We start from the raw sequence: 15272 nt of genomic DNA, 5'->3' as shown, positions 1-15272 counted from the left end.
TCGCCTGGTGGGCGTGCATAACGTACCCGTGGCGGGGAAGGCAGGGCCGACCGTCATCCGGGGGGCGAAATGGCGTACGCGAGCATCGGGAGTCATCAACAGGCACAGCGGCGCGCTACCACCACCCACGCGGCTCGATGACGCCCTTCGGGCTGAATCTCACCGGAGCCCTGCCGACGCCCACCCTCTCGAACCTGCTGGGCGGCGTCTCGCGAGGTGCCCAGGAACTGGCCAGCCGGGCCGGAGCGCTGGCGGGTCAGGGCGCACGCGTCGCCGGGCTGACCCAACGCGGCGTACGGTCCCGGCCGGGTCGGCACCACATCGAGGTACGCGGCGTGGCGCTACCGGGCAGCGAGCGGCTGGCGCACCGGGTGGAGGAAGCTCTCGAACGCCTGCCGGGCGTGCTCTGGGCCCGGGTCAACGCGCCGACCAGCCGGGTGGTGGTGGCCGTCGACGACCCCGCGCCCCGGCTGCGGGACCTGATCGCGACGATCGTCGCGGTGGAACGTACCGACGACTGTGAGCACCACCCCGACGATCCGCAACCGCACCCGCCGGAGGAGGGGCCCCGAACCCGGCGGGCGGTCTCGACGCTGGCCGCGGACGCGTTCGGTCTGGGGCTCACCGTGGCCACCCGGATCCTGCCCTTCGCCCCGCTTCCGGGCGAGGTCGCCGGCCTGCTCAAGGCGATCGACATGCAGCCGAGGCTGCACGCCCTGGTCGGCCAGGGCCTGCGCGGCGACCACCGGGCGGATTCCCTGCTGCCGCTGGCCGAGGCGATGGCGCTGGGTCTGACCGGTGGTTGGGCGGGCATCCTGCTCGACGGCGCCCAGCGGGTGCTCCAGTGGCAGGAGGCCCGCGCCCAGTTGACCGCCTGGCAGGACGCCGAGCCCCGGCTCGCCGGTACGCCCGAGCTGGCTGCGGCGCAACCGCTGCTGGACGGGCGCCCACGAAAGCCCGACGGCCCGCTGGAGCGGTACACCACCCGTACGCTCACCGCCGGGGCCCTGGCCGGGGCGGTGGCGCTGCCGTTCGCCGGCCCGAAACGGGCCGCCGCGCTCGCCATGTCGAGCCTCTCCAAGGCACCCTTCGACGGCAGGGAGGGGTACGCCGCACAGTTCGGCCGCGCACTCGCCGCCCGTGGTGTGATCGCCATGGACCGTTCGGTCCTTCGGGAGCTGGACCGGATCGACACCCTGGTGCTGGACGAAGCCGTGCTGCATTCGAACCGGGGCACCCTGACCGACCTGGTGCCGCTGGCCGGCGAGGCCGAGGAAATCGCCGGCCAGGCGTTCACCCTGTTCCACCCGGCCTGCCCGGACGAGCCGCACGAGGCGGACGGTTGGCGGCTCGCCCCGTTCGCGGCGCTGGGCGTGACGCCGCCGAGGGACCACCCGGAGGCGGGCCGGCTCTTCGGCTCCGGCGGCAGCGTGCTCGGCCTGACCCACGACGGCGAACTGGCGGCGGTGGTCAAGTACGAGCCGGAGCCGGCGCCCGGCGTTGACGCCCTGCCCTCGGTGACCAGCCGGGCCGGTGTCCGCCTGGTGGTCGCGAGCGCCGACAACGACCGGTACGGCTACGCCGACGCCCTGGTGCCCGGCGGGCCCGAGCTGACCGCGTCGATCCGGTCGTTGCAGGCCGAGGGGGCGATGGTCATGCTCGTCTCCGGCGACCGGCGCGCACTCGGTGCGTCCGACTGCGGACTCGGCGTCTGGTATGCCTCCGAGGCACCACCGTGGGGGGCGCATCTGTTGATCGGCGCCGACCTGGAGGTGCCGGCGCTGATCGTCGAAGCGGTCGGCGTGGCCCGGAAGCTGACCCGGCAGAACATCGCCCTGGCCGCCGCCGGCACCGGTCTCGGCGCGCTCACCGCGTTCACCGCGCCGGTCGCCCGCTTGCCGCGCCGCACGATGAACGGCGTGAACGTGGCCGGTGCGATGGCGCTGGCGAACGGCGTCTGGCGGGCGAAGCGGCTCCCCCCGCACGCTGTGGTCCGGCCCGCCGGTGCGGCCACGCCCTGGCACCTGATGCCGGTGGCGACCGTGCTTGACCGGTTGGGCACCCGCCCGGAGGGCCTGAGTACGACCGAGGTCCAGCGTCGTGGCAGGGACAGCGGACCGGACGACCATCAGGGCGCGAACCTCGGTCGGGCCTTCGTCGACGAACTCGCCAACCCGCTGACCCCCGTCCTGGCCGCCGGGGCCAGCCTCTCCGCGGCGGTCGGTTCGGTGGTGGACGCGGCACTGGTCGGCGGGGTGGTGGGGCTCTCGGCGCTGATCGGCGCCATCCACCAGGTCAACACCGAGCGGTCGCTGGCCGAGTTGCTCTCCCGCACGGCGGTGACGGCCCGGGTACGTCGCGACGGCGAGGAGCGTGTGGTCGCCGCCAGCGACCTGGTCCCCGGGGACATCGTGCTGGTCGGGCCGGGCGACGCGATTCCGGCCGACTGCCGGGTGCTGGAGGCGGACGGGCTGGAGGCGGACGAGTCGTCGCTGACCGGTGAGTCGTTGCCGGTCGCGAAGGACAGCCCGTCGGTGGTGGCCGCGGCGGTCGCCGATCGCCGGTCGATGCTCTACGAGGGGACCACGGTCGCCGCCGGTCGGGGTGTCTCCGTGGTCGTCGCCACCGGTTCCGACACCGAGGTCGGTCGGGGCATGGCGCTGGCCCGTCAGGCACCTCCGAGCAGCGGAGTGGAAGCCCGACTAACCAAGATCACAAAGGCCACCATCCCGGTAGCGACCGGCGCGGCGATGGCGGTGGCCGGGGCGGGGCTCTTCCGGGGCGTACCCCTGGCCGAGACGGCCGCGACCGCCGCGAACCTGGCCGTCGCGTCGGTACCGGAAGGGCTGCCGTTCCTGGTCAGCGCCGCCCAGTTGGCCGCCGCGCGGCGATTGGCCGAACACGGTGCCCTGGTCCGCAACCCGCGCACCATCGAGGCGCTCGGCCGGGTCGACGTGCTCTGCTTCGACAAGACCGGCACCCTGACCGAGGGACACCTGCGGCTCGCCGGGGTCGGCGACAGCGAGCAGTACGCCGAGGTCGACGCCCTCGACCGTACGCTGCGCCGGGTCCTCGCCGCGGCTCTGCGCGCCACCCCTGAGGTGGAACAGCCCGACCAGATCAGCGGGCAGACCGACCGGGCGGTGGTGGTCGGCGCCCGGGATGCCGAGGTCGGGCCAACCACCGGCTGTCGGAGCTGGCACTACGCGAACGCGTTGCCGTTCGAGCCGTCCCGTGGCTACCACGCCACCGTCGGCCGACGGCACGAGACGCACCTGCTCAGCGTCAAGGGCGCACCCGAGACGATCCTGCCCCGGTGCACCCGGCGGCGGACCCGAGACGGCGAGGTACCGCTCGACGACGCGGGCCGGGAGTCGTTGCAGCAGATGATGGGCGAGCACGCGGGGGCCGGTCAGCGGGTACTGGCGGTCGCCGAACGGGTGGTCGACGGGGACACGATCACCGACGCGGACGTCACCGACCTGACCTTCGTCGGCTGTCTGACCCTTGCGGACGGGGTACGCGCGAGTGCCGCCCCAGCGGTCGCCCGGATCCGTCAGGCCGGGGTGCACACCATCATGATCACCGGTGACCACCCCGGCACCGCCGCCGCGATCGCCTCGATCATCAGCACCGACGACGCCGAACAGCGGGTCGCCACCGGCATCGAACTCGACCAGCTCGACGACGAGGCGCTCGCCGAGCGGCTGGCCCGCACCGACGTGGTCGCCCGCTGCACCCCGGCGCACAAGGTACGGATCATCCAGGCACTTCAGCAGGCCGGTCGGGTGGTTGCGATGACCGGTGACGGGGCGAACGACGCCCCGGCGATCCGGCTCGCCGACGTCGGCATCGCGCTCGGTCAGCGCGGTACGCCCGCCGCCCGGGCCGCCGCCGACCTGGTGGTCACCGACGACCGGCTCGAAACGATCATCGCCACCCTGGTCGAGGGCCGGGCCATGTGGTCCTCGGTACGGCACGCGCTGAGCATCCTGGTCGGCGGCAACCTCGGCGAGATCGCGTTCAGTGTGCTCACCGCGGCAGCCACCGGCCGGTCCGCGCTCAACGGCCGCCAACTCCTGCTGGTGAACCTCCTCACCGACCTGGCCCCGGCGATGGCGATCGCGGTCCGGGCGCCGAACCCGGACGCCACCGACGGCCTGCTGCTGGAAGGACCGGACAGCTCACTCGGCGGCACCCTGAACCGGGAGATCGCACTCCGGGCCGGAACCACCACGCTCGGCGCCACCGCCGGATGGACCCTGGCCCGACTCACCGGCCGGCAGCGCCGCGCCGGCACCATCGCGCTCGCCTCGCTGGTCGGCACCCAGCTCGGCCAGACGGTGGTCGACGGTGGCGCGACCCCGGCCGTACTCGCCTCGACCGCGGCGTCGATGGCGGTCCTGGCCGGCGTGATCCAGACCCCCGGGGTGAGCCAGTTCTTCGGCTGCACCCCACTCGGCCCCGTCGGTTGGGGCATCGCCGCAGGCAGCGCACTGAGCGCCACCTTCGCCAGTAGCACCCTGGGCCGGCTGTTCACCCGATCGGAAGAGCACGAACCGGTGGACGCCAACTCGCCGCCGACCGGTACGGAGTCAGGCGACCCGGAATCAGACGACCCGGATTCGGGCGACCCGCAGCAGGCGTGATTTCCGGCCCGGTCGGCAACGCGTACGTCAGTGCCCCCGGGCCAGCCACTCGTCGAGGTGCGGTGCCTCGGCCCCGATGGTCGTACCGTCCCCGTGGCCGGTGCGGACGGTGGTGGCCGGGGGAAGGGTCAGCAGCCGCTCCCGGATCGAACCGATGATGGTGCCGAAGTCGCTGTACGACCGTCCGGTCGCACCCGGTCCACCGGCGAAGAGCGTGTCACCGGTGAAGACCGCACCGAGGCGGGGTACGTGGAAGCAACACGCACCCGGGCTGTGGCCCGGTGTGTGCAGGACGGTCAGCACGATCCCGCCGATCTCGATCGTCTGCCCGTCGCTCAGCTCACCGTCGGGCATCACGTCGGGATGGACCTGGTCCCAGAGCACCCGGTCGTTCGGGTGCAGCAGCACCGGCGCGCCGGTCGCCTCACCGAGGGCCGGCGCCACCCGTACGTGGTCGTCGTGCGCGTGGCTGGCGAGGATCGCCCGCACCCGCCGACCACCGACCGTACGCAAAATCGTCTCCACGTCGTGCGGTGCGTCGATGACCACACACTCGTCGTCGTCGCCGACCACCCAGACGTTGTTCTCCACGTCGAAGGTCTGGCCGTCGAGGGAGAAGGTCCCCTTGGTCACCGCATGGTCGATCCGGGCGGTCATCAGAAGACCACCACCGACCGGAGTACGTCGCCCCGGTGCATCCGCGCGAACGCCTCCTCCACCTGGTCCAGGGCGATCTCCTCGGTGACGAAGCTGTCCAGGTCCAGCCGCCCCTGCAAATAGAGTTCGGTCAGCAGGGGGAAGTCCCGGCTGGGCAGGCAGTCGCCGTACCAGCTCGACTTGAGGGCGCCGCCGCGACCGAAGACGTCCAGCAGCGGCAGCTCGGGGACCTTCATCTCCGGTGTGGGGACTCCGACCAGGACCACCGTGCCGGCGAGGTCCCGGGCGTAGAACGCCTGCTGCCAGGTCTCCGGTCGGCCGACCGCGTCGACCACCACGTCGGCGCCGAACCCGCCGGTCAGCGCTCGGATCGCCTCGACCGGGTCGGTCTCCCGGGCGTTCACGGTGTGGGTGGCGCCGAAGCCCCTCGCCCACTCCAGCTTCCGGGGGTCGGTGTCCACCGCGATGATCGTCGTCGCGCCGGCCAGGACGGCACCGGCGACGGCACCGTCACCCACCCCACCGCAGCCGATCACCGCGACCGAGTCGCCCCGGGTCACCTGTCCGGTGTTCATCGCCGCGCCGAGCCCGGCCATCACCCCGCAGCCGAGCAGGCCGACCGCAGCCGGTCGGGCCGACGGGTCGACCTTGGTGCACTGTCCGGCGTGGACGAGGGTCTTCTCCACGAACGCGCCGATGCCCAGGGCCGGTGCGAGTTCGGTGCCGTCGGTGAGGGTCATCTTCTGGGTGGCGTTGTACGTGCTGAAGCAGTACCACGGCTTGCCCCGGTTGCAGGCCCGGCAGTCACCGCAGACGGCCCGCCAGTTCAGTACGACGAAGTCGCCCGGTGCCACGCCGGTGACACCCTCGCCGACCTGCTCCACTATCCCGGCTGCCTCGTGTCCGAGCAGGAACGGGTAGTCGTCGTTGATACCGCCTTCGCGGTAGTGCAGATCGGTGTGGCACACCCCGCAGCTCTGCACCCGCACCACGGCCTCGCCCGGTCCGGGGTCCGGTACGACGATCGTGGCGACCTCGACCGGTGCCCCCCTGGCCCTTGAGATGACACCGCGTACTTCCTGACCCACTGGTCCGCCCTCGCCTTCGCCGCGATCGATCCTCGGTCTTGATCTCGGAGGTATCACATCACGTGCATCGATCGAGTACCAGACGTCAATCGCCGAGCAGCCGACCGTTCCGCTCGGCGATCCGTACCGCTTCGGTCCGATTGTGCGCCTCAGTCTTGCCGATCGCGGTCGGACGCCGAGCAAATCGCCGGAACGGCCGCCGCGTGCTCCGATCCGCCGGCGCCCTGATGCCGGAACCACCGGAGTCGTAGGGTGGCGACGATGAACAGGACCGCGCTGCGCGCCCAACCGCTCCAGCCGTGAACCGGATCGCGGCGGCGCCCCACATGACGCGTGGCACCCCGGTCGGCGGATGCGTCGGCGAGCATTATCAGAATCCCTGCCGTGCTCTCCTGCCGGCTCGGGCAATGCCGCCTCGGCGATCTGACCGGCATTGGGCGACCAGGGGTCTGCGTGAGAATCCCTTGGCTGCACTCGTACCCAAGGTCAACGCGTGAAAGTGCTGGTGGAGCCAAGGGGACTCGAACCCCTAACCCCTGCCTTGCAAAGGCAGTGCTCTGCCAGTTGAGCTATGGCCCCTAGCGGAGTCAGCCGCCGGGTAGGGCAATCCGGATCGCGGAGTTACCGGAGGTCGGGCGCGGTGGTGGCCTCGTGCCACAGGGCGCGCTCGTCGTTGGATTCCTTGACCTTCTTGGCGATCAGGGCCGCCACGCCGACAATGCTGGCGAGGATCAGAAGCTTCTTGAACATGACAGTCCCTCACGCTCGACTGCTGTCGGTCTAAAAGTGGGGCTAGCTGGAATCGAACCAGCGACCTCAGAGTTATCAGCTCTGCGCTCTAACCGACTGAGCTATAGCCCCTTGCGACGAGCAAGGTTACCGTACCTCCGGGCCATCTCCCAACTCGGGGGCTGACCCCCGCGCCGAGCTGCGACGATGTCCCGCGCGCGGGGCGCCGTGGCGGCCCTGGAAGACGCTACCGAATATGAAACGCCGGGGCCACCGCATTCGCGGGACCCCGGCGTTCCGCACGTTGTCAGTCGCGCTCGGCGAGGGTCAACTCGATCCCACCGACCAGGTCGGCGCAGACGTTGTAGACAAACGCGCCGAGCGTGGCCAGCGCGGTGAAGAGCACCACGTTCACCAGCCCGATCAGTGCCGAACTGAGGATCACACCCTTGGCGGTGATGGTGAAGGCACTGTCACTCTGACCGCCGCCGGCGTTGATCAGGTCGGCCAGGCTGCTGTTCACACTCTCGAACACGCCCATGGCGTCGAGTGCGAGGTAGAGCACCGAGGTCGCCACGATCACGACGACGAAAAGCACCAGAGACACCGCGAACGAGAACTTCATGACGGACCAGGGGTCGATCCGCTTGAGGTTCAGCCGAGCCCGACGCGGCCCACGCGAGGCTGCGGAGCCGACCGAACTACGGGCCGACCGCACCGCCTCGCTGACCCGGGCGGCACCGACCGCAGCGGCGCCTGCGAAGGTACGTCCCGCTCCGCCGCCGGGGTTCGGTCGAGCCGATCCGGTGGCGGACCCCTCGTCCTGGGCACCCGGACCCGCGACGGGTGCTCCCGACGACGGCTGGCCGAGTACGGACATTCCCGGCGAGGTCTGCCCGGGGGTGGTCTGCCCCGGGGTCGGCGCACCCGAGGGCTGGGGCCGGCCGGGCGTGGCTGGCCGGCTCTGGGCACCCGGTCCCGTCGAGCCGCTGGGCGACGGGGCGGCCGACGACGCGGTGGCAGTCGGTGCCGTACCCGACGACGGCGCGGGGCCCGCGCCGGCTCCGGGAGCTTCCGCCGGACGGCTCGCCTCACCGCTGGGCTGGTCCGGCGGGGGCGGCATGCCGGGTGCCCGGGTGAACTTCGGCGACGGCGCGTCGGCGGGGACAACCGCCCGGCCGACGGCCGCGCGGCCGGTCGCTGGTGCGCCGCCGGCAGCGGCCTCCTCATCGACCGGGTTGGCCGAGGTCCCCGCGCTCCCCGACTTCGCCTGTGTCTCCGTCATCAACTAGTCCTGTTCGTCAGGCTCGTCGGCATTGCGAGCAATGGCCACGATCGTCACACCATCCGGGAGGTCCATCAGCTTGACCCCCATTGTGTTCCGATCGCGTGTACGGCGTACAGGCTTCACCGGAGTCCGGATCACGCCGCCGTTACTGGTGATCGCGAACAGCTCGTCGTCCGGGCTGATCACAACTGCGCCGACCAGTCCACCACGACGTTCGGTGATCTTTGCGGTCAGCACACCCTTTCCTCCCCGGCCCTGGACCGGATATTCCTCGATCGGCGTACGTTTTGCGTACCCGCCGTTCGTCGCCACCAGGACGTCCATCCCTTCGCGGACCACCTCCATGGCCAGCAGGACGTCATCGTCGGTGAAGCGCATCCCGATCACGCCCGTGGTGGCCCGACCCATTGGCCGGAGCGCCTCGTCGGTGGCGTTGAACCGGATCGCTTGCGCCTTTTTGGACACCAGCAGGAGATCATCCTCTGGTCCGGCAAGTGCCGCTCCGACCAACTCGTCCTCATCCCGAAGGTTGATCGCGATGATGCCACCGGAACGGTTGGAGTCGAACTCCTCCAGCTTGGTCTTCTTGACCAAGCCCTTCTGTGTGGCCAGCACCAGATAGGGCGCGACCTGATAGTCCGGGATCTGGATGACCTGGGCGATCTGCTCGTCCGGCTGGAAGGCGAGCAGGTTAGCGACGTGCTGCCCCTTCGCCGTCCGACTCGCCTCGGGCAGTTCGTACGCCTTCGCCCGGTAGACCCGACCCTTGTTGGTGAAGAAGAGCATCCAGTTGTGCGTGGAGCAGACGAAGAAGTGGCTGACGATGTCATCCTGGCGCAGCGTGGCGCCGCTGACACCCTTGCCGCCCCGGCGCTGCGAGCGGTAGAGGTCGACCTTGGTGCGCTTGGCGTACCCGGTCCGGGTGATGGTGACGACCACGTCCTCGCGGGCGATCAGGTCCTCCATCGAGACCTCGCCGTCGAACGGCAGGACCTTGGTACGCCGCTCGTCGCCCCACTTGGCCACGATCTCGCCGAGTTCCTCGGAAATGATCTTCCGCTGCCGCTCCGGCTTGGCCAGGATGTCCTTGAGGTCGGCGATCTCAATCTCGATCTTCGCCAACTCGTCGATGATCTTCTGACGCTCCAGTGCGGCGAGCCGCCGCAGCTGCATGTCGAGGATCGCGGTCGCCTGGATCTCGTCGATCTCCAACAGTTGGATCAGGCCCTGCCGCGCCTCTTCCACCGTCGGGGAGCGCCGGATCAGGGCGATCACGTCGTCGAGCGCGTCGAGCGCCCGGACCAGACCGCGCAGGATGTGCGCCCGCTCCTCGGCCTTACGCAGCCGGTACGCCGTCCGCCTGCGGATCACGTCGATCTGGTGCTCGACGTAGTAGCGGATGAACTGGGCGAGGTTCAGCGTGCGCGGCACCCCGTCGACCAGCGCCAGCATGTTGGCGCCGAAGGTCTCCTGGAGCTGGGTGTGCTTGTAGAGGTTGTTCAGCACCACCTTGGCGACCGCGTCGCGCTTGAGCACCAGCACGATCCGCATACCGGTACGACCGGAGGACTCGTCGCGGATGTCGGCGATGCCGGCGAGCTTGCCCTCCTTGATCAGCTCGGCGATCCGCTCGGCCAGGTTGTCCGGGTTGACCTGGTACGGCAACTCGCTGACAACGAGCGACGTACGCCCCCGCTTGTCCTCCTCCACCTCGACCACGGCCCGCATCCGGATCGAACCGCGGCCGGTGCGGTACGCGTCCTGGATCGGCTGGTGGCCGACGATCAGGCCGTAGGTCGGGAAGTCCGGCCCCTTGACGATCTCGATCAGGGCGTCGAGGGTGGTCGCCTCGTCGGCTTCGGGGTTCTCCAGGCACCACTGCACCGCCGCACCGATCTCGCGCAGGTTGTGCGGCGGGATCTTGGTGGCCATGCCGACCGCGATGCCCTCGGAGCCGTTGAGCAACAGGTTGGGAATCCGCGACGGCAGGATCGTCGGTTCCTTGGCCCGGCCGTCGTAGTTGTCCTGGAGGTCGACGGTGTCCTCGTCGATGTCCCGGAGCATCTCCATCGCCAGCGGGTCGAGCTTGCACTCGGTGTACCGCATGGCGGCGGCGGGGTCGTTACCCGGCGAGCCGAAGTTGCCGTTGCCGTCCACCAGCGGGTAGCGCAGCGACCAGGGCTGGGCCATCCGGACCAGCGCGTCGTAGATGGAGGAGTCGCCGTGCGGGTGGAACTGACCCATCACGTCGCCGACCACCCGGGAGCACTTCACGTACCCCCGGTCCGGCCGGTAGCCGGAGTCGAACATGGCGTAGAGGATCTTGCGGTGTACGGGCTTGAGGCCGTCCCGTACGTCCGGCAGGGCGCGACCGACGATCACGCTCATCGCGTAGTCGAGGTAGGACCGCTGCATCTCCACCTCGAGCCCCACCGGCTCGATGCGGTCGTGCTGGACCACCGCCCCGCCGGCGGCAGCCGCTTCCGGCTCGCTATCGAAGGACTCGGGAGTATCCGTCACTGTCAACCCTTATCAGACTAATTAGCCGCTCTCCATGTGGATAACGGCTGTGGAAACCGTCGAAGCTGTGGATAACCCTGTGGATTTCACCTGCCCGTACCCACTGGTCACCCTGATGTCCACCCTCAGTCATCCGGAAACCCGCGTCGCCGGCGAGACCTTGGTGTCCAGGATTAGCCTTAAATATCCAGGAACCGGACATCCTTCGCGTTCCGCTGGATGAACGACCGGCGCGCCTCCACGTCCTCACCCATGAGAACGCTGAAGAGCTCGTCGGCGGTTGCCGCGTCGTCGAGCGTGACCTGACGCAGCGTACGCGTTGCCGGGTTCATGGTGGTCTCCCAGAGTTCCGGGTAGTTCATCTCGCCCAGACCCTTGAACCGCTGGATGTCGTCCGGCTTGGCGTTGGCCTTCTTCTGCTGCCGCAGCGCGATCAGCCCGTCCCGCTCCCGGTCGGAGTAGGCGTACTGGGCGTCGTCGCCCTTCTTGTTCCACTTGATCTTGTACAGCGGCGGGGCGGCCAGGTAGACGTGCCCGAGCTCGACCAGCGGCCGCATGAACCGGAACAGCAGGGTGAGCAGCAGGGTCTGGATGTGCTGGCCGTCGACGTCGGCGTCGGCCATCAACACGATCTTGTGGTAACGCAGCTTCTCGATGTCGAAGTCGTCGTGGATGCCGGTGCCCAGCGCGGTGATCAGCGCCTGGACCTCGTTGTTCTTCAGCACCCGGTCAATCCGGGCCTTCTCCACGTTGAGGATCTTGCCGCGGATCGGCAGGATCGCCTGCGTACGGGGATCACGCCCCTGCTTGGCGGAACCACCGGCGGAGTCACCCTCGACGATGAACACCTCGGACTCGCGCGGGTCGGTCGACTGGCAGTCGGCCAGCTTGCCCGGCATCGAGCCGGACTCCAGCAGCGACTTGCGCCGGGCGAGCTTGCGCGCCTGGGCGGCGGCGATCCGGGCCCGGGCGGCCTGCGACGCCTTGGTGATGATCATCTTGGCTTCGGCCGGGTTCCGGTCGAACCAGTCCACCAACCACTCGTTGCAGACCCGCAGCACGAAGCTCTTCACCGGGGTGTTGCCGAGCTTGGTCTTGGTCTGACCCTCGAACTGGGGGTTTGCCAGCTTGACCGAGATGATCGCGGCAAGCCCTTCCCGGATGTCCTCGCCGGAGAGCTTCTCGTCGCCCTTGAGGAGTTTCTTCTCCGCGCCGTACTTGTTGACCACACCGGTCAACGCGGCCCGGAAGCCCTCCTCGTGGGTGCCACCCTCATGGGTGTTGATCGTGTTCGCGAAGGTGTAGACCGACTCACCGTAGGACTCGTTCCACTGCATGGCGATCTCGACCGACATGCCCTCCTCTTCGGCCCCGAACTCGACCACGGTCTTGTGGATCGGGCTCTTCGAGGCGTTCAGGTGGCGGACAAAGTCGGCGATACCGCCCTTGTAGCAGAAGGTCACCTCGCGCGCCTTGCCGTCCTCCTCCTGGACCCGCTCGTCGCGCAGCTGGATGGTGAGCCCACGGTTGAGGAAGGCCATCTCCTGCAACCGGCGGTAGATCGTCTCGAAGGTGAACTCCACCGTCTCGAAGACGTCCGGGTCCGGCCAGAACGCGACCGAGGAGCCGCTCAGGTTGGTGGTCTCGCCCTTCTCCAGCGGCGTCGGCTTGGAGTTGTGGTACTGCTGCCGCCAGACGTTGCCGTTCTTGTGGATCTCCAGAGCCATCCGTACGGAGAGGGCGTTCACCACCGAGACACCGACGCCGTGCAGGCCACCGGAGACCGCGTACGCCTTACCGTCGAACTTCCCACCGGCGTGCAGCACGGTCAGCGCCACCTCGACACCGGGCTTCTTCAGCTTCGGGTGGATGTCGACCGGGAAGCCACGGCCGTTGTCGACCACGCGTACGCCACCGTCGGCAAGCAGCGTCACCAGAATGGTGTCGCAGTATCCGGCGAGTGCCTCGTCAACCGCGTTGTCAACAACCTCCCAGACCAAGTGGTGCAGACCGCGCTCGCCGGTCGATCCGATGTACATACCGGGCCGCTTGCGGACCGCCTCCAGGCCCTCGAGCACCTGGATCGAGTCGGCACCGTATTCCTGCTTGTCCTGCGCTGCCACCTTGGCCACTTTCTCGCACCATCCGGGCACCAGGGCGCGGCGGCGCGGGTTTGGCGGGCACGGCGACCTCGGCGCACGGACCGGCACCACGATTGAACTGCGGATACGGCCGGAAGCGCCGGTCGCCGCGGATGCCCGCGGATCGCGATCGGCTCAGACCTGGTGCGGACTGGTGGCACAGGCCGGCCGGCCCGCGTCGTCGCTCCACACCCTGTCCTCGTCTCTGCGTCAATCCTACTGTGCCGAGACGACAGAACCAGTACGCGGCACCCCAGCGGACCGCCTCAGACCTCCGTAGCGGGCCGCACCCCGCCTCCCACGAATCCCCCCACACGCCAACAGTCGGATCATCGCCGCTCTCCGGCGCAACGCTCGATCCGCAAACGGATCTTGTCGGCTGGGGGGTCGCGCGAACCGCTCGCCGTGCCGTAACTTTGCGTCGCTGTCGCCGTGCCTCGGACGGCCGGTTCTGCTTGCGCTCAGGAAGGTGACGACCGATGGGGCTGGACAATGTCGCGGTGCATTGGCCGCGGACCGGCCGCTTCTACGACCCGGTGGCTCCGGCCGACTTCGTCGACTTCGGCGATCTCGCCGACGCGCCCGAGGTCGCCGCGCCGACCGCCGCACTGGCCGGCCACATCGCCAAGACCGGAACGGTCCGGGCAACGGCCTACACCGAACTGGTCGACCTCCTACTCGGCCTGGACGGTGTGCTCCACGCCACAGAGGCCGCCGCCGAGGACGAGGATCCCGTGATCGATCCCGACGGCTGCGCGTGGATCGCCGGCGGCCTGGAGCGATTCGTCGACGGCCACCGCCAACACGGCGATCTCGTGACCTTCGACACGGTTGGTGCCGTACTCCGGTCGGCGCTCGCCGACGGCCGCCTCGCCGAGCAGCAGTTGCGGTGGCTGGAGAGCCGGCTCGACGCACTTCGGGACGAGTCGGGTGCCTCGCCGCAGTGGAGCTTCGTACGCTCCGAGCTGAGCGTGCTGGCCGGTTTCTACCGACGCTGCGCCGACCGTGGGTTCGCCGTCTACGCCGACTCCTGATCCGCACCGGATCCGACCCCGTGGTCCGGCTCCACTCGACCCGCTTGTGCGTCCGCCCAGCTCAGTACGGGTGCGCGCCGGGTGAGGTCGATCACCAGAAGTAAGTGTTTCGCTACGACTCAGGCCAGTATTGCGGGTCGTCACCGAGGGTCGGTGACGAGTCGGGATCTGGTGGGTGCACACCGCGGCCGCCGTCCAAGGGGGTCGGCACGCGGCCATGCGCGCCACATTCGCTGCACTGCGCCATCGCAACTACCGGATCTGGGCCGGCGCCGGCTTCATATCGATCATCGGCACCTGGATGCAGGTGCTCGGGGTCAACTGGTACGTGCTCCAGGCGACCGGTTCGATCACCTCGATGGGCTGGACCATCCTGCTCCAGGCACTGCCCAGCCTGCTGTTGAGCACCTGGGGCGGCGCACTCGCCGACCGGTTGCGGGCCCGCCCCCTGCTGATCGGCACCCAGGTGATGCACACCGCGCTCGCCCTCGGCCTGGCGGCCGTCGCCTGGTCACACACCGGCGGGCTCCCGGTGATCTACGCGATCTCACTGATCAGCGGCGCCGTCTCCGCCGTCGAGGGCCCGGTGATGGGTCGCTGGGGTTCCACCCTCGTGGACCGGGCCACCCTCGGCAACGCGCTCGCGCTCGGCTCGCTCACCAACTCCGCCGGCCGGATCCTCGGCATGAGCGTCGGTGCCGTACTGGTCGCCGCTGCGGGGCCCGCCCCACTCTTCGTCATCAACGCGGTCAGCTTCGCCGCGGTGGTGCTGGCGCTCTTCTCGATCCGGCAGCGGGACCTGCACACCCCCGACCCGACGAAGCCGGGGGACTACGCCCCGCGCATTCCGGAGGACCCGACCCTGCCGGACAGCGGGTCGACAGCGGCCGTGGAACCCGCCGCCGACTCGGGTGGCGTCCGAGCCGGGTTCGCGTACCTGAGAGGTCAGCGGCTGGTACTCACCATGCTCGCGCTCGCCTTCGTCCTGGGCAGCCTCGGCCGCAACTACCAGGTGACGATGGCGGCGATGAGCGACGGTCCGCTCGGCGCCGGAGCCTCGGGGTACGGCATGCTCTCCACCGTCTTCGCGATCGGTACGGTCATCGGCGCGCTGGTCGCCGCCCAGCGTCGGGAACTCGGCTACGGCATCCTGGTCGGCGCCGGAA

Annotated in this window: 8 protein-coding genes, 2 tRNA genes and 1 pseudogene; 3 read left to right on the top strand and 8 right to left on the bottom strand. The window is 69.7% G+C overall.

Features of this window, described 5'->3' with window-relative positions; genetic code table 11:
• Positions 1–137 precede the first annotated feature (137 nt).
• On the top strand, positions 138–4649 hold the full coding sequence (locus ACIBF5_RS03665; RefSeq protein WP_396807748.1) for an HAD-IC family P-type ATPase: 4512 nt from the start codon (positions 138–140) through the stop codon (positions 4647–4649).
• A gap of 27 nt (positions 4650–4676) precedes the next feature.
• Here the strand turns inward: ACIBF5_RS03665 and ACIBF5_RS03660 are convergent, their stop codons facing one another.
• From ACIBF5_RS03660 to gyrB, 8 genes are all read right to left on the bottom strand, one after another.
• The gene (locus ACIBF5_RS03660; RefSeq protein ID WP_396807746.1) at positions 4677–5306 is read right to left on the bottom strand and encodes an MBL fold metallo-hydrolase; all 630 of its coding nucleotides are present in this window, start codon (positions 5304–5306) and stop codon (positions 4677–4679) included.
• Complete coding sequence (locus tag ACIBF5_RS03655; RefSeq protein ID WP_396807744.1) at positions 5306–6394, bottom strand: S-(hydroxymethyl)mycothiol dehydrogenase; 1089 nt, start codon at positions 6392–6394, stop codon at positions 5306–5308. The genes ACIBF5_RS03660 and ACIBF5_RS03655 overlap by 1 nt, the downstream gene beginning before the upstream one ends.
• A gap of 503 nt (positions 6395–6897) precedes the next feature.
• Positions 6898–6973, bottom strand: a tRNA-Ala gene (locus tag ACIBF5_RS03650).
• Positions 6974–7015: 42 nt separating this feature from the next.
• Positions 7016–7144: a DLW-39 family protein gene (locus ACIBF5_RS03645; protein WP_396807742.1), complete on the bottom strand. Its 129-nt coding sequence runs from the start codon at positions 7142–7144 to the stop codon at positions 7016–7018.
• A 37-nt stretch (positions 7145–7181) separates the two neighbouring features.
• A tRNA-Ile gene (locus tag ACIBF5_RS03640) sits at positions 7182–7255 on the bottom strand.
• Positions 7256–7430: 175 nt separating this feature from the next.
• A complete protein-coding gene (locus ACIBF5_RS03635; protein ID WP_396807740.1) occupies positions 7431–8408 on the bottom strand; it encodes a DUF3566 domain-containing protein in 978 nt (325 codons plus the stop codon).
• Between the two features lie 3 nt (positions 8409–8411).
• Positions 8412–10931 carry a DNA gyrase subunit A gene (gene gyrA / locus ACIBF5_RS03630; protein ID WP_396807738.1) on the bottom strand — a complete coding sequence of 840 codons (2520 nt, stop codon included), beginning with the start codon at positions 10929–10931 and terminating at the stop codon, positions 8412–8414.
• Between the two features lie 179 nt (positions 10932–11110).
• Positions 11111–13054, bottom strand: coding sequence for a DNA topoisomerase (ATP-hydrolyzing) subunit B (gene gyrB, locus ACIBF5_RS03625; protein WP_396808267.1), 1944 nt, complete (start codon positions 13052–13054; stop codon positions 11111–11113).
• Positions 13055–13551: 497 nt separating this feature from the next.
• Between gyrB and ACIBF5_RS03620 the strand changes: the two genes are divergently transcribed.
• Both ACIBF5_RS03620 and ACIBF5_RS03615 read left to right on the top strand, forming a co-directional pair.
• Positions 13552–14106, top strand: coding sequence for a hypothetical protein (locus tag ACIBF5_RS03620; RefSeq protein WP_396807736.1), 555 nt, complete (start codon positions 13552–13554; stop codon positions 14104–14106).
• Positions 14107–14323: 217 nt separating this feature from the next.
• Positions 14324–15088 (top strand): annotated as a pseudogene (locus ACIBF5_RS03615) (MFS transporter); the annotation flags it as partial.
• Positions 15089–15272: the final 184 nt, after the last annotated feature.

It is taken from the genome of Micromonospora sp. NPDC050417, from assembly GCF_044458865.1.
GTDB lineage: Bacteria > Actinomycetota > Actinomycetes > Mycobacteriales > Micromonosporaceae > Micromonospora_G.
Note: the sequence above shows the minus strand (reverse complement) of the source record. Positions and strands in the feature narration are given on the sequence as shown.